This window comes from Bradyrhizobium sp. 157, from assembly GCF_023073815.1.
GTDB lineage: Bacteria > Pseudomonadota > Alphaproteobacteria > Rhizobiales > Xanthobacteraceae > Bradyrhizobium.
Genome location: NZ_JADPKF010000099.1, coordinates 55,450 through 80,999, shown reverse-complemented (window position 1 = coordinate 80,999; position 25,550 = coordinate 55,450). Strand labels below are relative to the sequence as shown.

The following is a 25,550-nucleotide window of genomic DNA, read 5'->3' as shown; positions in this document are numbered from 1 at the left end:
ATGAAAGCCTATGTCTACGGCGCCAACGGCGCCGAAATCACCGAGGTCGCAAAGCCTTCCCCAAAAGGCACGCAGGTGTTGGTCAAGGTCCATGCCTGCGGCCTCAACCGCGCCGATCTCGGCATGACCAAGGGCCACGTCCATGGCGCAGCCGGCGGCGTCGGCACGGTGCTCGGCATGGAATGGGCGGGGGAAGTAGCCGAGCTCGGGCCTGATGCCAAAGGCGTAGAGGTCGGCGACAAGATCATGGGCTCGGGCGGCGCCGCGTTTGCCGAATATACGCTGGCCGACCACGGCCGGCTGTTCCGCGCACCCTCGAACATGAATTTCGAGGAAGCCGCCACCCTGCCCGTCGCGATCACCACCATGCACAATGCTGTGGTGACTAACGGCGCGCTGCAGCCGGGCCAGAGCGTCTTGATCCAGGGCGCCAGCTCCGGCGTCGGCCTGATGGCGATGCAGATCGCCAAGCTGAAGGGCGCCAAACTCGTGATCGGCTCCTCGACGGACGCGATGCGCCGCGGTCGCCTGAAGGAATTCGGCGCCGATCTCGCGATCGATTCCAGCGATTCCGGCTGGGTCGATCAGGTGCTGAAGGCGACTGATGGCGAAGGCGTCGACCTGATCGTCGACCAGGTCTCCGGCAAGGTTGCCAACCAGAATCTCGCCGCCACCAAGATCAAGGGCCGCATCGTCAATGTCGGCCGGCTCGGCGGCACCCACGCCGATTTCAATTTCGACCTCCACGCCGCCCGCCGCATCCACTATATCGGCGTCACCTTCCGCACCCGCAGCATCGAGGAAATCCGCGAGATCTTTGACGAGGTCCGCAAAGACATCTGGGGCGCCGTGGAATCGCGAAAACTGCAACTGCCGATCGACAAGGTCTACCCCTTCGCCGAGATCGGCAAAGCATTCGAGCACATGGAAGCCAACAAGCACCTCGGCAAGATCGTGGTGGTGCTGTAGATGCGTCTCCCGGACGCGGTGCAGCGTTCCCCGGCGATGCGAAGCATCGTCAAGATTCGTGCCTCACTCAGACTTATCGATGTTCCAGAAGATCGGCGTAGCAGGTCCGTCGAGCACGCCTGAAAGCGATTTCCGCCACCCGCTGACCCCGCGCCATTGCCCGAGTGGAACATAGATCACTTGGTCATAGACGACCGTCTGGATATCTGAGGCGATCTTCTTCTGCTCGGCCGGCGTGGATGCACGCACGAAATGGTCTTTCAGCACTTCGAGCTGGCTCGATTCCGGCCAGCCGAACCAACCGCCTTTCCTGCCTCTACCGTTGACCAATATGTTGACGACGGGGTCCACCACATCGGCAATGATGAAGTTGGTGAAAAACATGTTCCAACCGCCCTCTTTCGGCGGCTTCTGGTTAGCGCGACGCGAAACCACCGTTTGCCAATCGGTCGCCTGCAGGTCTACGTTGAAACCAGCCCTACGCAGGAGCTGCGCCGCGACGATCGGCTGCGCTTTGAATACCAAGACATCACCAGGCGCCATGATCACGACGGGCGTGCCGTCGTAACCGGATTCGGCGAGCAGCTTCTTCGCTTCTGCGATACCGTTGCCTTTCACCAGCGATTCCGAGCCAATGTCGGTGGCCAACGGCGTATCGCAACCGAAAATCGCGCCGCATAGTTGGTAGTATTCTGAATTTCCAACGAGCGCGTCCAGCACATCTTTCTGGTTCAGCGCAAGCAGCGCCGCGCGACGCACCTTGACGTTATCGAAGGGCGGATAAAGGAAATTCATGCGTCCGACGATCTGGAAACCATGCTTATCCAGGGTTTCAAGCTTCAAGTCCTTGTTGGCGGCCAACATCGTCACGAGATCGAAGGGGATACTTTCCACGAAATCTATGTCGCCGGATTGAAGCGCGTTCACGGCGGTCTGTGCATCTGGCATCCGAATCCATTCAACGCGATCGACCTTCACCACTTTGCCGCCCGACGTCCAGCTCGGCGGCTCCTTGCGCGGCACGTAATCCGTGTTCCTCTCATAAACGGCCTTTACGCCGGGCTGGAATTCAGACTCAACGAACTTGAAGGGACCGGAGCCGACCTGCTCCTTTATTTGCTGGCCCGGCGGCGTTTCGGCCAGGCGCTTGGGCATCATGAACGGAACAATCGATGAAGGCTTTCCAATCGATTCCAGCACTAACCCATAGGGCTCTTTCAGCCTCAGCGTGATAGTTCTGTCGTCAGTGGCCTCGATGCTGTTGGTGAAGTCCATGAGCGTCTGGCCCATAGTCTCGTTCTTGCTCCAGCGCTTTAGCGACGCGACGCAATCCTCCGCCGTGACTGGGATACCGTCATGCCACTTCAATCCGTCGCGAAGCGTAAAGGTGTAGATGAGCTTGTCGTCGGAGACTTTCCAATTCGCCATCTGCGGCTGGATCTTGAAGTTGGAGTCGGTGGCAAGCAAAGTGTCATAGATCATGTAGCCGTGATTGCGCGTGATATACGCGCCGGTGAAACCCGGATCGAGGATACGCAAATCGGAGTGCATCACCGCAGTAAGGGTCTTCGCATGCATCGGCGAAGACATTAGTTGCGCAGCCGCGAAAAATCCCGACAAGGTGATAACGGACACTACAGTGCAGAGTTTCCGACGCGACTGAAGCATTGGATGTCTCGTGATATGAATGGTCACGGCAATCATCCTTCGGCCGTCCGACGGACGCAGCGCCGCGAGCGGAATAAAATTCACGCGCTGACTTTCTCGATCAACTCCGGCTAATTATTTCATCCCGGCCTGCTGCAACCCCTTGTAGAGTTCATTCAGGGTATTTTGAAACGCCTGGTTCTGGTTTGGAATTTCCTGTTGATAGATGTACTGTATACGCCCCAGAGTGTAACCTGGCAGCGCCTTATTAAAATCATCCAAAGCAGCGACTGCTTCAGCGTGCTTTCCGGCAAGCTCGTAGGCGGCTAATAAATGCGCTCGAGAGAACCAAGCCGTGCCTCTCTCTTCAACCGATCTTCGAAGCCAGATAATTGCGTCGTCGTAGTTTCCCATTGCGAAATACGCGCGCCCCAGAACCCAAGAAAATACACTCCTGGCAGGATCACGAGGACTGAGTCTCATCGCCTTCAACACCAGCGGGGGTGCTTCTTGAGGGCGTCCCGTCAGGACGAGTTGATTGGCTTTCTGAGCGTACGCGAGGGCAAGATTGGGATTGAGAGAGAGCGCTCGCTCAAAAGCTTCCAGGGCCCCTTGATGGTCTCCCTTTGCGCGACGAATAAAGCCATCATCCATGTGGTTCAGCGCAATAGTCGGGTCAAGGCTGAACGCCTGCTGCAGCGCAGACTCCGCCTGGTTCAGCAGATCCTTGCGTGCAAGGTCATCATTTTTAGCAGCCTCGTTCCAGCGATTTAAATAATCACGCATCAAGACGTCAGCCAGTTGGCTCCAGGCGATGGCTGAGTCCGGGCTGAGCTGCAGCGCTTCCTGCAGATACTTGCGTGCGATAAGATTGTGCTGCGGCGTAACCGAGTCAATGAGAATAGCCATGGCGCGTAACCTCATGTCAATCGCAGTCGAATCTTTCGATCGATCGCGTCGACGGCTCTCAGCCTTGACCAGTTGAAGACCGAGTGACGAGGCGATTCGACCCGTTACGGCTTCCTGCAACTCGAAGAGGTCTGTAACATCACTATCAAACTGATCCGCCCAAATAGCTCTGGCGGAACGCGCATCTACCAGATGCGTGTTAGCTTGCACCCTGGTACCGACTTTCAGGATGCTGCCTTCGAGGAGGTATCGAACATCGCAGTCCTGTCCGATCTGTCTGGGATCGACGGCTTTCCCTTTGTAAGTGAAAGCTGTCGCACGCGCAATGACCACAGTATCAGCCAAGCGCGAAAGGTGGGTGGTTAGATCATCGGTGACGGCGTCCGCGAAATAGCCCTCCTGCGGATCATTGCTCATGCTGCGAAACGGCAAGACCATAATGGAAGCTTGAGCAGACTGCGCGTTTTGGTCACGCCAGAGCGGCAGCGTAGCAACAACCGCCGCCATGGCCAATATAGCGGCCAATACGGTGACGATCGGACGACGTATTGCAAGAAGCGCGATGGATCGGCGCGCAGCAAGACGCAGTCGCCGCAAGAGAGAATCTTTTTGCTGCTGAGCCAATTTGACCCGAAAGACTTGAATCGGAGGGTCAATGTTCTTGAGCCGGTGACGTCCCCTGTCCTCAAATGCGAGGTCCGGATGACCTAGGAGGTGATCCCGAACAGTATTAGTAACAAATAGTTCGCCTGGCTCAGCGAGAGTCTCCAGGCGTGCTGCGATATTGATGCTGTTTCCATAGATGTCGCGCTCGTCAAAAATGATGTCACCGGCATTTACGCCGATACGCATCTGGAAGCGACGCTCCGGGGCAACACCGGCATTGCGCTTGTCCAATTCCTGCTGAATTTCGATACCGCAACGTACGGCATCCAGCGCGCTGTCGAATTCGACAAGCAATCCATCGCCGCTGGATCGGATAAGACGACCGCTATGTTCGGAAATTTTAGGTTGGATCGAGGCGCCGAAATATTCGGCCAGCATTACGTGTGTGGCTTCCTCGTCGGTCGACATGAGCCGACTGTAGCCAACGACATCCGCTAGTAGGACGGCTGTCATCCTGCGTTTCACAGGGCACCTCCTTCCCGCGGCATCCGGGCCAAATGTTTTTACAAGAGCAGGCGGCTGTTGTCACGTTCCGCGGTCCGGCCTGGGTCCACCATACCTCGGGTATCGCCATAGGAGCGCCCCTCAAGGTTCCAAGGCACCCCATGCAGGCCATCGCGATGATTTAGTCGTCTGCCACCTGACACTTCAGTACGGGAAGTAGAACGATGAGCGAAGCGACATCCGGAATTGTGCCGCAACTCGCAATCATCGCGCCTCACCAGAAAATCCCTCCCGCAACTCTGACAGCCGGTCGAGCGCCGCCTGCGGCAGCGGGCCTTTTTCCACCGCCGCGAGCGCATCCTCGAACTGCCCCGGCGTCGCCATGCCGACCAGGATCGTGCCCATCGCCGGATGCGAGATCGCAAACCGCGTGGCGGCTTCCGTCAGGCTGGCGGCAAATCCCTCCTCGACCAGCGGCATCAGGCGGCGCGCGCGAGCGACATCGGCATCGTAGCTCATGGCAGAGCCGATCGGTTCCGGCGCGGCACCCGCAATCGGATGACGCTCGGCCGAGCCCGACAGCGCGCCACCGGCCAGCACGCGGATACCGACGACGCCGACGCCAGCCGCCTGGGTATGATCGAACAGCCGCCCATAATCCTGCGCCGGATAGCGCGGCGGCAATTCGCCGGCCGCAGATGGATTGAGCATGTTGTAGACGACCTGCGCGCTGTCGAACACGCGGGCATCGATCACCTGATGCAGCGCCGCCGTGTCGCCGAGCGCCGTGATCCCGAGGAAACGAATCTTGCCCTGCTCACGCAGGCGCTCGAACGCGGGCACCACCTCATCGAGCACCTGCCGCACGCTCAGCGCCGGCCCGCCGCCTTGCTCGGTAATCGGATTGTGCAGATGAAAAATGTCCACCCGCTCGAGCCGCAGCCGCGCCAGACTGCCTTCGAGCGATACCCGCACCGCCTCATCAATCCGGCCACGATCGCCGGGTGGCAACCGAACCTTGGTCCCGACGACCACGCCAGCCGATTTCAGATTCTGCAGGACGCGGCCAAGATTCTTTTCCGACTCGCCATCGCCATACTGCACCGCCGTGTCGAAATAATTGACGCCCGTGGCGATCGCCCGCGCGATGGCGCGCTCCTGATCGGCAGCATCGCCCCGCACCATGAGACCGCCGACGGCGCCACAGCCGAAGCCGAGTAACGAGAGCTGCATGCCCGTGCGGCCAAAGGTTCGAAATTCCATCGCCGTTCCCTCCCGAGTGGATGGAGATTATCCGATGTCGAATGGCAGTTGCTCAATGTTGATGCTTGTCGATATTAGATCGTAGCCGAATTATTTCTACTACGTCACAGTCGGTCTCCCTCATCCTGAGGAGCCCGCTGAGCGGGCGTCTCGAAGGATGTAGGCCACAGACGGGGCCTCATGGTTAGAGACACGCGGAGCCTGTCATCGGGCCGCGCGACGCGCGGACCCGTTGGCGCTCCTCACCATCAGGGGCTTATGGCGCAGCAGAACCAATCCGCCCTACGCCCTACCCTTCTTCGGCGACCAGCCATAGGCCTTGATGCAGGCACCGCCCATCAGCATGGCCCGCTCGGTTTCGCTCAGGCGGCTGGTCCTGAGGAACGGCTCGACGGCCTGCTCGTAATTGACGACCGCGAACGCCCGCGTCCAGTCCGTGCCCCACAGGCAGCGCTCAAAACCCCAGGCATCGAACACGCGGGCGAGCGGGTCCCAGATATCAGGGAATGGATACGGCTCGCGCGACAGCGTGCAGGCGCCGCTGACCTTGATCACGGCGTTCGCTCGCCCAGCGAGATCCAGCACCTTCGGAAGCTCGGCCCAAGGCTCGAAAGGCTCGGGCGGCGCCGGCGGCACGCGTGGCTGCAGGATGCCGAGATGGTCGATGATGAAGCGCGTGTCAGGATGGCGATCGATCAGCGCCCTGCCCGCATCCAAATTATCCCAGCAGTGGAGGTTGACCGGAAAATCATGGCGGACCGCCGCGCGCGCAATCCGGTCGAGGCCTGGATCATCAGGCGCGCGCTTCGCCTCCTTCGTCAGCATGATGCGGATTCCGACCGCGCCCGGTGTCCTCTTCCACTCCGCGACGACGTCGGCCACATCAGGATCATCGGGATCGACCGGCTTGACGATCGCGAACCGGCCGGGATGGGCCTGCTGCACTTCCACCGCATAGCTGGCATCGTAGCGGTACAGCGAAAAGGCCGAGATAAAGATCGCCCCGTCGACGCCAACCCTATCCATCGCCGCTACCATCTCGTCACCCGTGACGTGATCGGGCCAGTTCGGCACACTGTGCCAGGGCCGCTTCGGACTGTTCGCCTCGTAGGCATGAACCTGGGAATCGACAATGATCATGTGTGCCTCCACTTTTTTGCCAGCGATTTTGGACGATGCGGACGGACCGTGTCCAGACGGCGAGGACGCGGCGCTGCAATGCGTTTAGCGGTGCGCTGGATCAGCGCCCCATCCGCCGCATCTTAGGCGGGCAGGCGCTATCAACGAAGCTCACTGAGCAAGGCCTTGGCCTTTCGCAGATCGCTTGTGTTAAGTCCTTCGGTGAACCAGTCGTAGACGGGCGCAAGAAGGTCACGTGCCATTTTCCGCTTGCCCTGACGGTTCAAGAGCCGCGCCGAGCTGGTGGCCGCACGCAATTCCCACGACTTTGCATGCTGCGCTCGCGCAATGGCCAGGGAATGCTCGAAATACGCTTGCGCCTTCGCCTCATCCCGCTGCGGCGACTTGAGCGCGATTTCGCCGGCAACGCGATGAACCTCGGCCTCGCACCATCTTTCCTTGGTTGCTTGCATCGCTGCCATTGCGTTGCCGATGCAGCGCCAGGCATCATCGAACTGGCCCGAATCCGCGTGCGCAATTGCCAACATGAACTCCTGCTCCGGTGTAAATATCGTCGACCCGGCCGACCGCCATAAATCAATGCCAGTCGTGACGATCTCGACGGCTTTCGCGGATCCCGTGAGGGTTAGGATATAGCCCCGCCGTAACACGCCTTCCGCTTTCCGGAACGGGGCGCCTTTCTCCTCCGCCAGCGCAACAAGGTCTTTGAGATGCTCATTTGCGGCGTGGTAATTCCCGCAGTAGGTGTTCACAAGAATCGGGAAATTCAGCGTAAACATCAAAGTGGCAGCATGCTCAATCTGGCGCGCTTCCATTAGCGCGCACTCTGCGTCATTCAGCGCAGCTTGGGGATAACCGAGCAACCACGAGGCCATTGAACGAAAGGCCAGGCACGTTACCCGGAGGTCCTGGCCAAATCGCGTCATCAATCGCCGGTGCTCGGCGGGGCGATAGAGGGAGAGAGCTTCATCGTAGTGCGCCTTGGCTTCAACGAGATCCCCCCTCAACGCCAGCGTACTGGCCATGGTACGGTGCCCGATCAGGAGCGGGACCGCCGCTCCCTCCTGCTCGCCAAGCTGCAAAAACCGGCTTGCGAGCTCGCGCGCAGCGTCACCATCGAAGTTTATGAAATTGACGATCCACTGGCCAAAGAGGGCTGAGAGGAGCAACGAAGGGTCATCCGGAGACTCTCCAAGCTGTTCCGCTTGTTCGATAAACGCCCTCGCCTGTGCCACGGCCATCTTGGTTTCGGGAGCGCCATATCCCTTGACATGCATGAGCGTGTTCACGAGCGCGACTTGCAGGATGATCTGTTCGCGCCGCAGGTCGGGCGCGCTGGGCAAGGTTGTTAGTTGCGCTAAGGCCTGACCAAGCTGTTCTGCTGCTTCGACCAGCGCCGAGCGCTCCTGTGACCGCAGTCCCGCGTTGCCCCACAGATGCGCTGACTTCGCGATCAGGTCGGCCTTTGTGTAGTGACGCGCCAGCAGCTCGGGTTGGCTCTCGGCTATTTCCGGGAACTGACTTTCAAGGATTTCGGCGATACGCGCATTCAGCGCGCGCCTCGGCTCTCGCAGCAGCGTACTGTAGGCTGCGTCCTGCACAAGGGCATGCTTGAACATGTAGCTCGCATGCGGCGGGACACCCTCTCGAAACAACAGACCCGCCGCAATAAGCCGGTGGAGGTCGTCATCCAATTCCGCTTCCGGCTTTCGCGCGACCGCCGCCAGCAACATGTGAGGAAATTCCCGGCCGATCGCCGCGCCGACCTGCGCGACGTGTTTCGCTGGGCCGAGCCGGTCGAGCCGCGACATCAGCGAAGCCTGCAGGCTAGCCGGAACCGCTACGACAGGCGTCGGTGCCGCTGCGCAGGCCCGCTGCACATCACTCTCACCCTCTGCGTCCAGCACCGCCTTTGTCATCTCCTCGGCGAACAGTGGAATGCCGTCCGTGCGCTCGATGATGTCCTGACGGATATCCGCCGGCAACGATCGGTTGCCGACGACGCCCTCGATGAGGGAATGGATGTCGCACGGCGCCAGCCGATTGAGCGTAAGCCCAGTCACATGCGGCCGTCCGATCCAGGGCGGACTGAATTCCGGCCTGAAAGTAACAAGTATCAAGAGCCGGTGGCTCACGGCCAGGTCCACCGCCCGGGCGAAGAATTCGAGGCTGGTTGGATCGGTCCAATGCGCATCTTCGAAAATCATCAGCACGGGATTGATCCGCGCCAGCGCCTCGACGTGCGAACCAAGAGCTTTCAGCGTTTTCTGACGGCGGAGCTGTGGTTCAACTTCAACCGTAGGATAGCGTCCATCGTTGGGTAGTGACAGCATTTCGGCAAATAGCGCTGCATCCTCTGAAGGCGTCGAGCTTTGCGCCAGCAGCGCGTCAAGCTTGTCCGCTTTCGCTTGCTGGCTGTCATCGTGAGCGGAGCCGGTGGCGCGCCACATCTCGCCGATCACTGGATAGAGCGTGCTGTCGGTATGCTGCGGCGAGCAGAAGTATTGCAGGCGAATGTGCGGCTCGCGAGCAAGCTGCTCCAGAAGCGCGACGGTGAGTCGTGATTTGCCGATCCCCGCTTCACCAGAGAGCAGCACCACCTGACCTTCGCCGCTCTTGGCCCGCTCCCATCGGCGCAGAAGGTGCTCCAGTTCTTTGTCACGACCGATCAGCGGCAGTACATCGCAGCTCTGGAGAGCGTGCGATCGGCTGGTCACGGTTGTCTTGCCGGCAACTTGCCAGGCAGCGACTGGTTTTGCGAATCCCTTGATCTCGATCTTACCGAGATCGATATACTCGAATTGCGGTCCCGCGATCGTCTTCGTGCGCCCCGAGATAACAACGCCACCGGGCTGTGCGAGCGATTGCAGTCGGGCGGCAAGGTTCGGGGTGTCGCCGAGGATGCCATGCTCCTCGGAAATCGCGCTATCCGACATATCGCCAACAATCGCTACGCCCGTTGCAACACCGACGCGCGCGCTCAACTTCTCTTTCGCGGGCAAGGCGGCGATCGCCTGCACCAGTGAAAGGCTGGCTTGAACGGCACGCTCCGCGTCGTCTTCGTGCGCCTGAGGATAGCCAAAGCATACGATCGCGCCGTCCCCATGATGTCGCGCGACAAAGCCGTCGAAGCGGGCAACGGTTTCAGTAATGCAACGCCGGTAGTCGGCGATGATTGCGCTGAAGTCTTCGGGATCGAGCCTTGCGGAGAGCTCAGTCGATCCGACCAGGTCACAAAACAGTACGGTAAGCTGCCGGCGCTCGATCGGGCGCGAGTCCCGGGCCATCGGTACCACCGCGGGAGAATCCTCGCGCAGTTTGGTCCCGCAGTCGCGGCAGAACTTGTTTAGGGCTGGGTTTGCCGCACCGCAGGCCAGACAGCGCCGCACGACCGCCGCTCCACACTGCCCACAAAATTTGCTTTGCTCCGAGACTTCGGCCGCGCAATTAGTGCATTGCATCCGGACCTCAACGGATATCAGTAGCGGCGGCACAATGCTCCGGAAGTCGAGGGAACAATATGATCTCCGTCACAACTCCGGGTGTTCCCTCTCTATGGATTCCAAAGCGGAATCCAACGTTTGGAGTTGACCATGCCAGATCGACCTCTGAAACGCGGGTGGTGTTCCAGGGTCTGCCTGCGCCCTCATCCTCGGTGGGCGAATGATTTGCAAGGCCCAGGCATCTCGCCGCGAGATTGCGGACGCGTGCTTTCGTAGGATGGGTAAAGCGCAGCGAAACCCATCGCCGGTGTGAACGGTAGCATTGATGGGTATCGCTTCGCTCCACCCATCCTACGAACTGAGCCGAATTGCTGCGCGAGCGGTAGAGGTCCGCTTAGGCCAAGAGCGGACATACGCGCACACTGCTAGCCTTGGTGTGAAGCAGTTAGATCAGTCGGGCGGTAACCGATCCTTATCCTGATGTCAGCCATTCCAGCCGCTGCCGTTATTTGGGTGACAAAAGCTCTGCGAGTCCAGTCTGCTGCGGTATTCGCAATAAGCGGCGTGGCGATCGGCTGGCTGTGCCAACACCTGATCACGCCGTGGCCCGACACCACACTCTGGCCATTCGCGTTGGCCGGCCTTGTTACAGGCAGCACTTACTGGTTCGTCGCGGTGCGCGCTGGAAGTGATGCTGTTGATCCACACCGGGCGCCGTGAGTCCGCTTCGGTCAAAAGCGGGCGTCGTGATAACTTAGCTCAAGGGTCTGCAATGGACCAAATCCGGACTCATGCGGCGCGACAAATTGGCCCGAGCCTATTCGATCGCGTTGTCGCTGGACTCACACTGGGATCAAGGTTTAGCGGGTCTTCGGACCTCAACCTTCTCACCGACCTCGATGACCATCAGATCTTCACCGAGCTCCAATGGACCTGAGTAAATCTTCCGCGTTGGTGGAATCAGATCCTGCTCGGTCGCGTTTGGCAACACGATGTGTGAATACACCGCTAGCTTAGGCTTCGTCCGAGCGAACACATCGCCCGCTTGCTCTGGCGTGGTGTGGTGGGCGATGATGTTTGCTGTCTGCGCCGGCGGAACTCCAATACGTTGGAATGTCTCTGGCGAGACAACGTTGTGAACCAACAGATCAACATTCTGCGCGTGCCGAATGAGATTTTCAGAAACGCGAGTGTCTCCGGAAAGCACAACAGACCTGCCGGAATGATCGATCCGATAGCCGAAAGCAGGCTTCACCGGTGCGTGGTCCACTTCGAACGCGGTGATCTTCACGCCGCTGTTCTCATATATGATGCCCTCAGTGATGTCCTCGGCGAGGATGACCACGCCGTCTGGTGGTGCTCGGTCATCGTCTAATCGCATCCGTATATCGAACTCGAATGCCTGCTCGAGGAACGACATCATGCGCTTGGTCCCTGTTGGCCCCTGCACCTTCAATGGTCGATCCCGCCCTGGCCGCCCCACAAGCCAACCGGTCAGCCACAGATCCGGGAAGCCGACCACATGGTCCGAGTGCAGGTGAGTGAGAAGGACGGCGTCTATTCGCTGCCAGGGCACCTTGACCTGGTTGAGCCGCTGAAGGGCGCCCCGGCCTGCGTCGAAAATGAACTTCTGCCCACCCGCTTCGACGAGGGTGCTCGGCCCGAACCGGTTCATCACGGCAGGAGGGCATCCTGTGCCCAAGAGGGTAACTCTGATTTCTTGCCCTTGCGCGGCCACCGGAAAAATGGCGGAGGCGAGTAGTGTGATACCCAAAAAGCTGAAAACTGAACGGCTTAGCGGGGCGAAGAAGATTGGGCGGATCATGGACGCGCGCCTCTTGCTCGTTGCATCCTTAGGAATCGGCTGCCCGGAAGCTGTCGCTATCCCAAGCCGCGCCATGATGCTGTACAATTGACCTTGCGTCCCGAAAGTTTGGCGAAATTTTCGGAAAGAGACCTGGAAGAGGCGGCCTTTGCTTAATTCTTCGCAGCATTCAATCGTTCTCGGCGACCGGACCATTGACCTTGGCCGCGAGCTGTTGATCGATGGACGCGGCGACATAGTGCCGCTGCGCCCTCGGGCCTGGTTGTTGCTTCGGCTTCTTGCGACACGAGCCGGCCATTTGGTGCGCAAAGACGAAATCATGGATGAAGTCTGGCCGGACTGTGAGGTCACGGAAGACTCTCTAGTCCACGCGATTGGCGACGTCAGGCGTGCGTTGGGACATGCCGATCGATTAGCGTTGAGGACCCTGCCGCGCCGCGGCTACATGTTGGCCATCAGCGGAAACCCGATTGCCCGCCCCGATCTTTCGATCGCCGCGACACCAGATCGCCCTGACCTTGGAGAGCCGTCGAATCCATCTGCAATGCCTCGTCTGTCCATCGTTGTTCTGCCGTTCGCAAACCTCGGCGGTGATCCTGAACAAGAGCACTTCGTCGATGGTGTGACGGACAGTCTTACAACGGACTTGTCGCGCATCACCGGCGCGTTCGTCATCAGCCGCAACACCGCGTTCACCTTCAAGAGGAAAGCGGTAGACGTGAGGGAGATCGGCCGCGAGCTGAATGTACGTTACGTGCTGGAGGGGTCGGTACAACGCGGTGGGAACCGCTTCCGCCTGAACGTCCAGCTAACCGACACTCAAACCAGAACTCATGTGTGGGCCGAGCGCTTCGACAAGCCGGCTGCTGACTTGTTAGATATGCAAGATGAGATCGTATCGCGACTGGCCAATACGTTGAACTTCGAACTCATCAAAGTCGAGGCGCGGCGCGCAGAACGATCGCTTCGCCCGGACGCTATGGATTTATACTTTCAAGGTAGGGCGTTCCTGAACAAGGGGGTGACATCTGCGTTTATGGCGGGGCAAAGGACTTCTTCCTGCGTGTCTTGGCGCTTGAACCCGACAACATTGAAGCGGCAGTTGCCGCGGCTCAGGTCGATGTATCGGTGGGTTCATCCTTTATGACCGATGACGGATCAGTGCATTTCAGGACCGCGGAGAAAGCGTTGAACAGCGTGCTGTTACGCGCCCCAAACCATCCCAGAGCCCGCATGCTCCTCGGCGCAGTTCAAATTCGAACAGGCCGCGCGGCCAAAGGTATCGCCGAATGTCATCAGGCATTGGCGCTGGATCGCAATCTAGCCGATGCACATGGGTTCATCGGACTTGGAAAGTATGTACTGGAGCGTGGCGAGGACGTAGAGGGGCACATTCAAGATGCGCTGCGACTGTCCCCGCGCGATACGCGCGCCTTTCTTTGGTTCATGTTTGTCGGGATGGCCAAGTTGATGGCCAAAACCGACCTTGAGGCACTCAACTGGCTTCGCCGGAGCATTGAAGCCAATCCCAATCACGCGCTTTCTCATTTTCACTTCGCTGGTGCACTGGCGATGATGGGAGACCTGAAGGAGGCACGATCTACGGCCGAGACCGGATTGGCGCTTGATCGCAGCTTCACCATCCGTAGATACCGCATCAATGTCTTCCGGTTCGACAACCCAGAATGGATAGCCAGTCTTGAGCGATTATATGAGGGCATGCGCACGGCCGGGATACCAGAGGGATAATTTCCGCTCCGGGTCGATTGTGTTGCAAAAGTCGAAAATCGAACAGCACCAAAAATCTCGCGAAAGTTGATTTTTTGACTTCTCTGCTGCTGCGTCGCTTTTCAGCGCCACTACGGAGGTCCGTGATCAATTTTGGATGAAGCGACTTGGCCCCTCACGTCGCCGCGCGTAAAACGGATCAGCGGCTCTAAGAATTTTCGTTCGCCACCCCAAAAAAACTTTTGCAACACAATCGGTCAAAAGCTGAATTGGCCAAACCCAAATGCCATGTCCGCTATGGCCAACTAGCGACGCATGCAGCGTCTTAGAAGGGTCCGAGGTAGGATTGCGCTGTAGGGCCCTTGGTCCGCAGCGATCTCGTAGAGACGAACGGCCTCGCGGTCGTCCTTGGGCAGTTCGCCACGCCCCTGCTCATGGTGCACAAACAGGGGCAAAGTCAGCCGCGACATCGGCCTTATTATCGGTAAATAGCAGTGCGAAAAAATCGATTTTTCTTCAAAGATCGATTTTCCCTAACATCTTCAACGTGATTTGCCCCGTCCAGTCGTCGCATCAAAAATATTCCGCTTCGCCGCAGACCCAAATCACGCCTACAAATCCCGCCGTCCCGTCCCGACAAGAGGGGCGTTGGCCATCGTCACGAACGTGGGGCGGGATGCGGTGGACGCGGCAGCGTCGGCGCGCAGAGTGGTCGCAGGGCGGCTTCGGCCGTGAGTGAACATGGCGCGCAGGACGTACGGCGCTGAAGCGTACGGCAAAACCGTGTGGTCCTGACACCCGTGGCTGGTGCCAAGCTGCCGGTGGCGAACGTGATCCAACCGGATCGGAGCGCCATCAAGCCGGCAGCGATGGAGACAAAAGGAATTCGTCTCCAGGGAGAGCTCGGCATAAGCCGTAAAACCATTGCGCAGGGAATGCCGGAGTGCCTCGGCTGTACCTGTATGCTCGTGTGCGCATTTCTTCGCGCTAGTTGCACACGAGACCGCGGGTGCAGCAAGCACCCGGCATTCCCTGCGCCCTCTTCCTCTAGGGCGAACGAATTTGAAAAGCTCGGGCGGATCGCGCCGCGAGAACGCGGACACACACCGAATTGTCATCGCCCGGCTTGACCGGGCGACCCAGTATCCCAGAGGCAGTTGTGATTGAACCGATAGATCGCGGCGTACTGGATCCCCCGCATGCGCGGGGGATGACGATCGTGTGTTGCGGCGCTGTCTCCACGTCATTGCGAGCGAAGCGAAGCAATCCATTGTCACCTCGCGGGCGGAGGACGGATTGCTTCGCGGAGCCTGTCATCGGGCGGGCATTCGCGCGACCCGTTGGCTCGCAATGACGATCTCCTCAATTCGGAACAATTCGCAACAAATCGCTCCTGCAAGTGAGTGGCGATTGCGTGTTCGACGTCCGCTTTAATCTTGCATGACGCCCTGCTAAACCGCCGCTCATGAGTCCCATCCCCACCCTGAAGACCAACGTCGCAGCGATCTCGATCTTCGCCAGCGCCGGCATGGCTGCGGCGAAGTTCGCGGTCGGTATCGCGATCGGCTCGCTCGCGCTGATCTCGGAGGCGCTGCATTCCTCCGTCGACGTGATCGCGACCGTGATCACCTGGCTCGTGGTGCGGGTGTCCGACCAGCCCGCTGACGAGGAACATCACTATGGCCACGGCAAGTTCGAAAGCCTGTCGGCGCTCTTCGTCATCGCGCTGCTCTATGTGCTCGCCGGCGGCATCCTGGTCGAATCCTGGAGCCGGCTGCGCGAAGGTGCGCCGCCGCCGACGATATCGGCTGTCCCCTTCGTCGTTCTGGTAATCGATATCGCGGTCAATTTCTGGCGCGCGCGGGCGCTGCATCGCACGGCGCGGCAGACGCGGAGCCAGGCGCTGGCGGCGGACGCGTTGCATTTTGCTTCCGACGTGCTCGGCTCGATCGCCGTCATCGCCGGCCTCGTGCTCACCGGGCTCGGTTATGCTTGGGGCGACTCGGTTGCCGCCATCGCCGTTGCCGTGATGATATCGATCCTCGGCCTACGGCTCGGGCGCTCCACCATTGAGACCCTACTCGACCGCGCACCCGTAGGCGCGTCCGAAAAAGCGACCGCCGCCATCCGCGCGGTGCCCGGCGTCGTCGGCGTCGAACGCGTGCGCGTGCGCATGGTCGGGCCGACGCATTTCATCGACGCCATCGCAAAAGTGCCGCGCACCTACCCGATCGACCGCGTCGAGGCGATCAAGAACACCGCGCAGGCTGCGGTCACGCAAGCGCTCGGCGACGCCGACCTCACCTTCACCGCGGTGCCGGTCGCGCGCGACAATGAGAGCGTGCGCGAGCGCATCATGGTGATCGCCCGCAATTCTGGCCTCGCCGTCCACCATGTCACCGTGCACGATCTCGGCGGTAGGCTGACGGTCAGCATCGACCTCGAAGTCGACGGCGACATGGAACTCATCGCCGCGCACGACATTGCCCACGACCTGGAGCGCAGCATCCGCGAGGAATTTGGCGAGGACGTCGAGGTCGACACCCACATCGAGCCGCTCGAGCCGGAGCTGCCTGTTGGCACCGATGCTGCGCCCGAGCGCGTCGAAACCATCAAGGCCGCGCTGTCGCGTTTTGCCGGCGGCAACGGCGCCATCCACGATATCCATAATGTTCGCGTGCGCGACACCGAGGCCGGCGAGATCGTTAACTTCCATTGCCGCGCGGCGCCATCGATGAGCGTGATCAAGGTGCATGAGAACGTCGACGAGATCGAGCGCGCGCTGCGCCGCGCGTTCCCTTCGATCAAGCGCGTCATCAGCCATGCCGAACCGCCGCGCGCGTAGCTTTGCGGGCGCGTTCCCGTTTCGGACTCGCATCGAGCGTGCCTTAATTCGCGTTGGACAAGATTTATTTCGAATTAACGAATCGTTGACTCTCGACAGCCCGAAAAAAGTGGATTCAAATCGGCATGATTCGGAAGCTACGGGGTGCTTCCGGACATTGTGCAAAAGAGCCTTCGGCGGGGGTCTAAAGCATGGCGCGCGCGCATGCGGCGAACGCGTGTGTCCAATCCGACTCGATCAAAGGATTGGCGCAATCGATCGCAAAACCTGCCTACCACCGGCTGCTCACCGCAGAGCCGGCGCTGCGCCGCGCCGTGCCCACGCTCATCATCGCCTTCCTCATCACTATCTGCCTCGGCGCCTTCGTGCAGGTGATCGACCAGAGCCGGCAGAAGCGCGCCGCCATGAAGCGCGACCTCTCCGCGCTTACCGAGCTCTTGGCCGAACGCCTCGACCGCATTGCCTCGGTGCGGCAGGACCGCGTCGCCAACATCGAACGCTTGCAGGGCCTGCTGCCCGACCTGATCCCGGCCTGGGGCGTTGCGAGCGGCCGCCACGTCATCATCACCGGCGCCGATCACCGGATCCTGGCCCGTGTTCCCGTCGAAAGCAGCCTTGGCGCCAGCGATCGCGTCCTCGACGTCATCAGCACGGCACAACTGCTCGCCACGCCCGGCCAGCAGGGCGTCGTCAACGACATGACGCTGCCGAACGGCAACGGCGCCATGGCGATCTCGCGGCTGGTCAAGTCGCTGCCGGGCATGGTCATCGTCATCCAGGAACGGAACGAGCCGCTGTGGGGTTCGGATGCCGCCCTGTCGGTGACGCTGTCGGCTACCACGGGCTTCGTCGTGCTGATCCTCGGCTTCGCTTTCCACTGGCAATCGACCCGCGCCCGCGAGGGCGATTTGATCAACGACGCGGTGCGCGGCCGGATCGATACCGCGCTCAACCGCGGCCGCTGTGGATTGTGGGACTGGGATCTCTCGCGCGGCCGGATCTTCTGGTCGGCATCGATGTTCACGATGCTCGGGCTTGATTCCCGCAACGACCTCCTCACCTTCGGCGAAGTCAACGCGCTGGTGAAATCCGACGACATCGACCTGTTCGCGATCGCCGACCAGATGATCGCCGGCAAGATCACCCACATCGACCAGAGCTTCCGTATGCAGCACACCGGCGGCCACTGGATCTGGCTGCGGGTGCGCTGCGAGCTCAGCCACACCTCGGCCGATGGCGGGCTGCACCTGATCGGCATCGCGGTCGACATCACCGAGCAGAAGAGCCTCGCCGAGAAGACCGTGGAAGCCGACCTCAGGCTGCGCGACGCGATCGAAACCATTCCGGAAGCCTTCGTGCTGTGGGACGCGGAAGATCGCCTCGTGCTCTGCAACTCGCATTTCCAGCGCCTGCACAAATTGCCCGATACGGCGGTGACCCCCGGCACGTCGTACGAGACCGTGATCGAGGTCGGCAGCATGCCGGAGGTTCGCACCAGACTGCAGGAGACCGGCGCGCAAGCGCCGGGAGCCCGCACATTCGAGGCGCAGCTCGACGACGGAAGCTGGCTGCATATCAGCGAGCGCCGCACCAAGGACGGCGGCTACGTCTCGGTCGGCACCGACATCACCCGGATCAAGGAGCACGAGCAGAAGCTGATCGAAAATGACTCCCGCCTGCGCGCCAACGTGCTCGACCTGAAGCGCTCGCAGGCCGAACTCGCCGACCTCGCGGAAAAATATTCGCAGGAGAAGAACCGCGCCGAGGAAGCCAACCAGGCGAAATCGAAGTTCCTCGCCAATATGAGCCACGAGCTGCGCACCCCGCTGAACGCCATCATCGGCTTCTCCGAGATCATGGGCAGCGGCATGTTCGGCGTGCTCGGCTCCGACAAGTATCAGGAGTACTGCCACGACATCCTGACCAGCGGCAAATACCTGCTCGAAGTCATCAACGACATCCTCGACATGTCGAAGATCGAGGCCGGCCGCATGAAGCTCGACATGGAGCAGCTCGATCTATCGAAAATCCTGGCGGAATCGCTGCGCGTGGTGTCCGGGCGTGCCGAGGACAAGAACCTGACGCTGGACGCGGACATCGAAAGCACGATTTCCGTGTTGGCCGACCGCCGCGCGGTCAAGCAGATCTTCGTCAACCTGTTGTCCAATGCCGTAAAGTTCACCCCCGACGACGGCAAGGTCACCGTGCGCAGCCACGTGCTGTCCAACTCGATCGTGCTGATGATCGCCGATACCGGCATCGGCATCGCGCCGGCTTCGCTGCGGCGGCTGGGCAAGCCGTTCGAGCAGGTCGAGAGCCAGCTCACCAAGACCTACCAGGGCTCGGGCCTTGGGCTTGCGATCGCAAGATCACTGACCAGCCTGCATGGCGGCACGATGCGGCTGCGCTCCAAGCTCGGCACCGGCACCGTCGTCCGCATCGTGCTGCCGCGCGAGGCGCGTTCAACCGAGGCAGAGGATCAGGTCGCAGCCTGACTTCCCGTTCACGCGCCCTTCTTTGACCGGGTCGTTGCAACCAGGACCAGCATGAACGAGACCGCGGTCATCAGCGTGCTGATGGCCGCAATCGTTGGATCGATCTCGTCGCGGAGCGCGGTGAACATCCGCTTGGTCAGCGGCTGATACTGACCGCCGGAAATGAACAGGGCGACGATGGTCTCGTCCATCGCGGAGATGAAGGCGAAGATGCCGCCTGCGATCACGCTGGCCTTGATCTGCGGCAGTGTCACCACGAAGAAGCTGCGCAGCCGGTTCATGCCGAGGCTGCGCGCCACCATCTCCTGCGTGGCATCGAAGCTCTGCAACCCGGCCGCGACCGAGATGACGACATAGGGCAGGCCCAGCATGACATTGGCGAGCACGAGGCCGGCCATGGTCGAGACCAGGCCGAGCTTGGCAAAGACGAAGAAGATGCCGACCGCAGTGATGATGATCGGCACCACCAGCGGCAGCAGCAAGGTCATGTGGATCAGCCGCATAATGCGCCATTTCGACTGGCTGATCGCGTATGCCGCAGCAACGCCTAGCGGGGTTGCTATAACCACGGTGAGCACCGCAACCGTCAGCGTCACGCGGGTCGCCTGCATCCATGCCGGATTGCCGACATACTCCTGATACCAGCGCAGCGACAGCGACGGCGGCGGAAAGGTCAGGAACCGCGCGGCCGAGAACGACATCGGCGCGATGATCAGGATCGGCAGGATGAGATAGAGCAGCACCAGTGCGCAGGTCACGACCAGGGCAATGCGGAATGGGCGGGACATCGTCATTTATGCCCCAACACCCGATCGAGCGGAATGAAGCGGCTGACCGCGAAGAAGATCAGGCCGACCGCGACCAGCAGCACCACGCCGACGGCGCTGGCGGCACCCCACTGATCATAGAGTTCGACGTTGCGGCTCACCAGCATCGATATCATGATGGTGCGGCCGCCCCCGAGCAACTCCGGCGTGATGTAAAACCCGAGGGTGAGCACGAACACCAGCGTACTGCCCGCGAGCACCCCGGGCAGCGAGAGCGGCAGAAATATCCGCCAGAAGGTGAGCATCGGACCGGCGCCGAGACTGGCGCCGGCCTGCATCAGATCGCGCGGGATCTGCTGCATCGTGGCGTAGAGCGGCAGCACCATGAATGGCAGCAGGATGTGCAGGGTCGCTACGATTGTGCCGAAACTGTTGTGGACGAGCGCCAGCGGCTCGTCGATCACGCCGATCTGGCGCAGCAGTTGGTTGATGACCCCGGTCCGTTGCAATAGCGCGAGCCAGGCATAGGCACGGACCAGCACACTGGTCCAGAACGGCAGCACCACCAGCGCCAGGATGATGATGCCCCACCTCCTTGGCGCGATACTCGCCGCATAGGCGATGGGATAGCCGAGCAGCAGCGCCAGCAGCGTCACCAGCAGGCTGATCTCGAAAGTGAGGACAAAGCTGCGCCAGTAGATGTCCTCGCTCCAGATCCGGCGGTAATTCTCAAGCGTAAAGCCGTTGTGATAGACCGACTGCCAGGCGAGCCAGCCGACCGGCAGCACGACCAGCAGCAGGATCACGAGCAGCGCCGGCAGCGCCAGCGCCAGCATCAGGCGCTGTTCGCGACGTTGGTGGAGTGCCGAGAGGTCCTGCACGGGGCTGCTCATTGTGATCCTGCGATGGCGCGGCACGCTGACGAGCGCCGCGCCGGGTTGCCGCAAAACTATTTCTGCATGAAGCCGACCCAGCGCTTCTCCGCGGCCTCGCCGGCCGGCGACGACCACCAGGCGTAGGACATCAACGCCTGCTTAGCCGCGTTCTCCGGCGCACTCGGCAATTGCGCGGCCCGCTCCGGCTTGATGACTCCGGTATCGAAGGCCTTCGGGTTGGCCGGGCCGTAGTCGATATGCAGCGGCAGGTTGGCCTGGTGGACAGGGTCGACCGCCTCGTTGAGGAAGCGGACCGCGGTTGCGAGATTGGGCGCACCCTTGAGAATGCAGAGCGAGGTGCTCTGCAGGATGCCCTGATTGTAGGTGAAGTCGACTTTGGCGCCCTCCTTGACCAGCGCGGTGACGCGGCCGTTCCAGGCCATCACCATGTCGACTTCTCCGTCATTGAGGAGCTGCGCCGATTGCGCGCCCGAAGTCCACCACACCGTGATATTGGGCTTGATCTCCTCGAGCTTCTTAAAGGCGCGATCGACGTCGAGCGGATAGAGCTTGTCGGGCGCGACACCATCGGCCATTAGCGCCGCCTCGAGCGTGGCGCTCGGGTGATTGCGCAGCGCGCGGCGGCCCGGGAACTTCTTCACATCCCAGAAATCGGCCCAGCTATTGGGCGCCACTCCCGCCGCGAATTTCTTCTGGCTGTAGGCGAGCACGCTCGAATAGAACTCGTAGGCCACCGAATATGGAGAACGATAGGCCTCGGGCATCGCGGCGCCGTTTGGCAATTTCGAGAAATCGAGCTTCTCGAGCAGCCCTTGCTCGCCGCCACGTAGGCAATAACCGGTCGGCACGTCGACCACGTCCCAGGTCGGCTTGCCGCTCGCGACCTGCGATTTGATCGCGGGCCAGGCGTCGGGGATGCTGTCCTGGTTGATGGTGATGCCAAGCTTCTTGGCTGATGGATCGAGGATCGCGATGGTTTGCGCTTTCTGGTAGGCGCCGCCCTGGGACACGAAGGTGATCTGGTCGGCACGGGCCGAAAGACTAGCCAACGCAAGGGAGACGCCAAGCAGTGTTCGCCGGCACAAAGATGCAATCATCATGTTCAATCCCTCTTGTTATGGCCGGGGCGGCAACGCTTACCGCCCGGCCGCATCCAGAAATTGGTACCAGCCGGCCACTATGCGGACGGCCGGTTCGCGGAACGGATAGAATGGAATAGTCTTGAGACGGCCAGCATCGAGTAGCGCGAGATCGACCTTCTCCCCGTGCACGAGGGCCGCGAGGTAGCGACCCATCAGGCTCGACATGGCGACGCCAGCGCCGTTGTAGCCGACCGAATAAAGGGTGCGATCATCGAGCCGGCCGACATGCGGCACCGAATCGAGCGTCATCGCGACAAGGCCCGACCATTTGAACGCGAGCGGAATATCAGCAAGCTCCGGGAAGATGCCGACCATTGCCTTGCGCAGCGCATCGAAGGCGCTTTCGGAATCCTGCTTGCCGAAGGCGCCGCGTCCGCCGAAGATGACGCGGTCGTCAACCTTGCGGAACCAGCGCATCATGCGCTTGGTCTCGGTGTAAGTGCGCCCCGTCGGCATCAGGCTGCCGGCGAGGTTCGGCGACAATTTTTCGGTAGCGATGAGAGCGCTGCGGAACGGCACCAGCGTCCGCTGCACACGCGCGGTGGCCGACGTCAAATCGGAATAGCTGTTGGTGGCGATGATCGCCTGGCGCGCCCGCACGATACCGCCGGGCGTTTCTGCCACGACACCGTCGCCGTCGCGACGCAGCGCGAGCACCGGGCTTTCCTGAAAGACCGGCACGCCGCGTTGCGCCACGCCCCTGGCGAGACCCCGCAGATAGTTCAGCGGATGGATGCCGCCGGAGCCCGGATTGAGAATCCCGCCGACAAAGACCTGCGAGCCCGTCTCGTCGCGCATCTGGTGCGGGTCGAGGATCCTGACCTCGGTGTCGTGCATCTCGCGCGTCATCCAGGCGGCTTCGTCGATCGCGGCCCGCAGCGTCGCTTCGTTATGTGCAGCCTTTACCTGCCCCGTGCGTGTCAGCCGTGCGCCGGTGATGCCGAGTTCGGAGACGAGCTCGTCAACCATCTCAACGGACTCATGCGCGATCTCGTACATTCGCCGCGCCATGGCGCGGCCGTGGGTGGCGTCGATGTCGCGAAACGAGAGCCGGAATTTGGCGGTGATGACGCCGCCATTGCGGCCGCTCGCGCCCCAGCCGGGATGATTGGCTTCGAGCACGACCGGCGAGAGGCCGCTCTTCGCGATATGATGGGCGGCCGATAGCCCCGTATAGCCAGCGCCGATGATGACGACATCGGCCTTTACTTCGCCGGCAAGCTTCGGAAAGGCAGGCAACGATTCCGCCGTATCCGCCCAGAGCGAGGCGGCCGGTGCCATTGGGGTCCAAACCTTTGCCATATCAGCCGCCCTGCCCTTCAGCTTCCAAGCGCCGCGTCGGCGAACGCCTTCATCGTGGCAAAATGGAAATCGGGCTTTGTGAGCTCCGGCACCTCAGGCGTGCCGCCAAAACCTTTCATGCCCTGGCGCCGCTCGATCCAGCAGACCTTGTAGCCGAGCTTGCGGGCGATACCGATGTCGTGATGCTGGCTCTGGGCGACATGCAGGATCTCGGACTGCTTGTAGCCGAACGCGGACTGCCGGCCCTTGTTGTAGGCGAAGAATTCCGGATTGGGTTTCGCAACCCCGGTGTCGTCGGCGCAGATAGTATCGTGGAAGGGATTGTCGAGCGCATGAGCATAGCATGACAGCGCGACACGATCGGCATTGGTCATTGCGACCAATCGGAACCTGGTGCGCAACCGCTTCAGCGCCTCGACCGAATCCGAAAACGGCTGCCAGCGCAGCACGGCGAGCTGGAAGGCGTCACAGGCGGCATCGTCGGTCGGCAGTCCCAGTTCCTTGGCGAGATACCTGTAGACATGGAACATCACTTCGCTCGACCGCTCCGGATGAGCATCGCGGCCGCGCTTATAGGAACCAAAGATCTGATCGTCGCTGAGCTCGACCGCCCTCCGGCCGGAGATCTTGCGCACGGCATCGAGCACGCCGGTTTCGAAATCGATCAAGGTACCGACGACGTCGAAGGTGAGAACCTTGAAGCTATCATAGGACATTTTCATCTCTTGTTCTGGTTAGTTGCACTCGGGTTTGACGATCGGCACTCCTTCCCGTTGCCTTCAATGCGCCTTCTCCTTCGCCTTGGGCACGACGATGGTGTCTTCGGGATGGAGAGTGACCGTGAAATCGCCGCCAACAGGAGGTAACAGGCGCGAGGCCTGGTAATGGCTCGGCTGACGCAAGCTCAAACGGGTGCCATCGGCCAGTTGCAGGAACACGCGCAGGCTTTCGCCCTGATAGACGATGTCGGTGACCTTGCCGGTCAGGCGGTTGAGCGCGGCATCCGCCACGCCATCCGCAATCAGGAGCTTCTCGCTGTGCACCGCGAGCATCAACGCCTCGCCGTTCGGAATTGCGCGCGCGCTTTTCAGGACCGCCTGCCCGAGCGCGACGCTGCAGGCGTCGATGCGCCGGACCGGCAGCAGGCTCGCCTCGCCGATGAAACTCGCCACGAAGGAGTCGGCAGGGTAATCGTGCAGCCGCTCGGGGCGATCGATCTGGACCAGCCGGCCGTCCTTGAGGATCGCCACGCGGTCGCTCATCGTCAGCGCCTCGCGCTGGTCGTGGGTGACGTAGATGATCGTGGCGCCGATCCGCTTGTGCAGCTCGCGCAGTTCGATCTGCATCGCTTCCCGCAACTGCTTGTCGAGTGCCGACAGCGGCTCGTCCATCAGGATGAGGCGCGGCTCGAAGATCATGGCACGTGCCAACGCGACGCGCTGGCGCTGGCCGCCAGAGAGCTGGGCGATGCCGCGCGCCTCGTAACCCGACAGCCCGACCATCGCGAGTGCGGCGCGCACTCTCGCAGCCCAGTCCGCCTTTGGAATCCGCCGCGCGCGCAGCGGGAAGGCCACGTTCTCGCCGACGCTCATGTGCGGGAACAGCGCGTAGTTCTGGAACACCACGCCAATGTCGCGTTTGTGCGGCGGCAGGAACGTCACGTCGCGGTCGCCGAAATGGATCGAGCCCGACGAGGGTTGAATGAAGCCGCCGAGGATGCCGAGCAGCGTGGTTTTGCCGGATCCGGACGGCCCGAGCAGGGAGACGAACTCGCGCGGCGCGACGTTGAGGGTGACGTTGTCCAACGCCCGGACCGCGTCATAGTTCTTGCTCGCAGCCCTGATGTCGACGCTCTCTCCGCCCTGGTCCAATGATCGACCCCGTTGCGTTACCGAGGGCGTGCACCGATGCGCGCCATCGACGTCACCTGCGATATCGCAAGCGACGGTTGAAACCGGCATGATCTCGTCTTATAGACCGGGCACTTGAGGGCGGCTCCCAAGGCTGTCCCCACCCGCCAGTTTTTCACTCTTGCCCGTGCTGGCAGGCTATCGCGCAAGCCAACCAGA

General features: G+C 61.1%; 17 protein-coding genes. 5 read left to right on the top strand and 12 right to left on the bottom strand.

Going from position 1 to position 25,550, the window contains the following annotated elements; all coding sequences use genetic code 11:
* A complete protein-coding gene (locus IVA95_RS31005) occupies window positions 1-969 on the top strand; it encodes a zinc-binding dehydrogenase (protein ID WP_247513949.1) in 969 nt (322 codons plus the stop codon).
* A gap of 63 nt (window positions 970-1,032) precedes the next feature.
* Here the strand turns inward: IVA95_RS31005 and IVA95_RS31000 are convergent, their stop codons facing one another.
* The 6 genes from IVA95_RS31000 to IVA95_RS30975 form a co-directional block, all read right to left on the bottom strand.
* Entirely contained in the window at window positions 1,033-2,559 is a 1,527-nt protein-coding gene (locus tag IVA95_RS31000) for an ABC transporter substrate-binding protein (RefSeq protein WP_247513977.1), read from the bottom strand.
* A 192-nt stretch (window positions 2,560-2,751) separates the two neighbouring features.
* Window positions 2,752-4,644 (bottom strand): adenylate/guanylate cyclase domain-containing protein, encoded by a 1,893-nt coding sequence (locus tag IVA95_RS30995; protein WP_256470322.1) that lies wholly within the window; start codon window positions 4,642-4,644, stop codon window positions 2,752-2,754.
* 255 nt (window positions 4,645-4,899) lie between these two features.
* Entirely contained in the window at window positions 4,900-5,898 is a 999-nt protein-coding gene (locus IVA95_RS30990; RefSeq protein ID WP_247513947.1) for an aldo/keto reductase, read from the bottom strand.
* Window positions 5,899-6,180: 282 nt separating this feature from the next.
* A complete protein-coding gene (locus IVA95_RS30985) occupies window positions 6,181-7,038 on the bottom strand; it encodes an amidohydrolase family protein (protein ID WP_247513946.1) in 858 nt (285 codons plus the stop codon).
* A gap of 140 nt (window positions 7,039-7,178) precedes the next feature.
* A complete protein-coding gene (locus tag IVA95_RS30980; RefSeq protein ID WP_247513945.1) occupies window positions 7,179-10,499 on the bottom strand; it encodes an adenylate/guanylate cyclase domain-containing protein in 3,321 nt (1,106 codons plus the stop codon).
* A gap of 835 nt (window positions 10,500-11,334) precedes the next feature.
* Window positions 11,335-12,306: an MBL fold metallo-hydrolase gene (locus tag IVA95_RS30975; RefSeq protein ID WP_247513944.1), complete on the bottom strand. Its 972-nt coding sequence runs from the start codon at window positions 12,304-12,306 to the stop codon at window positions 11,335-11,337.
* A 148-nt stretch (window positions 12,307-12,454) separates the two neighbouring features.
* Between IVA95_RS30975 and IVA95_RS30970 the strand changes: the two genes are divergently transcribed.
* The 4 genes from IVA95_RS30970 to IVA95_RS30955 all read left to right on the top strand — a co-directional run bounded on the left by IVA95_RS30970 (window position 12,455) and on the right by IVA95_RS30955 (window position 19,374).
* Complete coding sequence (locus IVA95_RS30970) at window positions 12,455-13,453, top strand: winged helix-turn-helix domain-containing protein (RefSeq protein ID WP_247513943.1); 999 nt, start codon at window positions 12,455-12,457, stop codon at window positions 13,451-13,453.
* Window positions 13,375-14,055, top strand: a complete 681-nt coding sequence (locus IVA95_RS30965) for a hypothetical protein (protein WP_247513979.1) — start codon at window positions 13,375-13,377, stop codon at window positions 14,053-14,055. Before IVA95_RS30970 ends, IVA95_RS30965 begins: the two co-directional genes overlap by 79 nt.
* A 1,444-nt stretch (window positions 14,056-15,499) precedes the next feature.
* Window positions 15,500-16,879 carry a cation-efflux pump gene (locus IVA95_RS30960; RefSeq protein ID WP_247513942.1) on the top strand — a complete coding sequence of 460 codons (1,380 nt, stop codon included), beginning with the start codon at window positions 15,500-15,502 and terminating at the stop codon, window positions 16,877-16,879.
* A gap of 191 nt (window positions 16,880-17,070) precedes the next feature.
* Window positions 17,071-19,374: a PAS domain-containing sensor histidine kinase gene (locus IVA95_RS30955; protein ID WP_247513941.1), complete on the top strand. Its 2,304-nt coding sequence runs from the start codon at window positions 17,071-17,073 to the stop codon at window positions 19,372-19,374.
* Window positions 19,375-19,382: 8 nt separating this feature from the next.
* Here IVA95_RS30955 and IVA95_RS30950 read toward each other — a convergent pair whose 3' ends face one another.
* The 6 genes from IVA95_RS30950 to IVA95_RS30925 form a co-directional block, all read right to left on the bottom strand.
* A complete protein-coding gene (locus tag IVA95_RS30950) occupies window positions 19,383-20,168 on the bottom strand; it encodes an ABC transporter permease (protein WP_247513940.1) in 786 nt (261 codons plus the stop codon).
* Entirely contained in the window at window positions 20,165-21,034 is an 870-nt protein-coding gene (locus tag IVA95_RS30945) for an ABC transporter permease (protein WP_247513939.1), read from the bottom strand. The genes IVA95_RS30950 and IVA95_RS30945 overlap by 4 nt, the downstream gene beginning before the upstream one ends.
* A gap of 56 nt (window positions 21,035-21,090) precedes the next feature.
* Window positions 21,091-22,134: an ABC transporter substrate-binding protein gene (locus tag IVA95_RS30940; protein ID WP_247513976.1), complete on the bottom strand. Its 1,044-nt coding sequence runs from the start codon at window positions 22,132-22,134 to the stop codon at window positions 21,091-21,093.
* A 39-nt stretch (window positions 22,135-22,173) separates the two neighbouring features.
* Complete coding sequence (locus tag IVA95_RS30935) at window positions 22,174-23,481, bottom strand: FAD-dependent oxidoreductase (protein ID WP_247513938.1); 1,308 nt, start codon at window positions 23,479-23,481, stop codon at window positions 22,174-22,176.
* Between the two features lie 17 nt (window positions 23,482-23,498).
* Complete coding sequence (locus IVA95_RS30930) at window positions 23,499-24,197, bottom strand: HAD family hydrolase (protein ID WP_247513937.1); 699 nt, start codon at window positions 24,195-24,197, stop codon at window positions 23,499-23,501.
* Window positions 24,198-24,260: 63 nt separating this feature from the next.
* Window positions 24,261-25,352 (bottom strand): ABC transporter ATP-binding protein, encoded by a 1,092-nt coding sequence (locus IVA95_RS30925; protein WP_247513936.1) that lies wholly within the window; start codon window positions 25,350-25,352, stop codon window positions 24,261-24,263.
* Window positions 25,353-25,550: the final 198 nt, after the last annotated feature.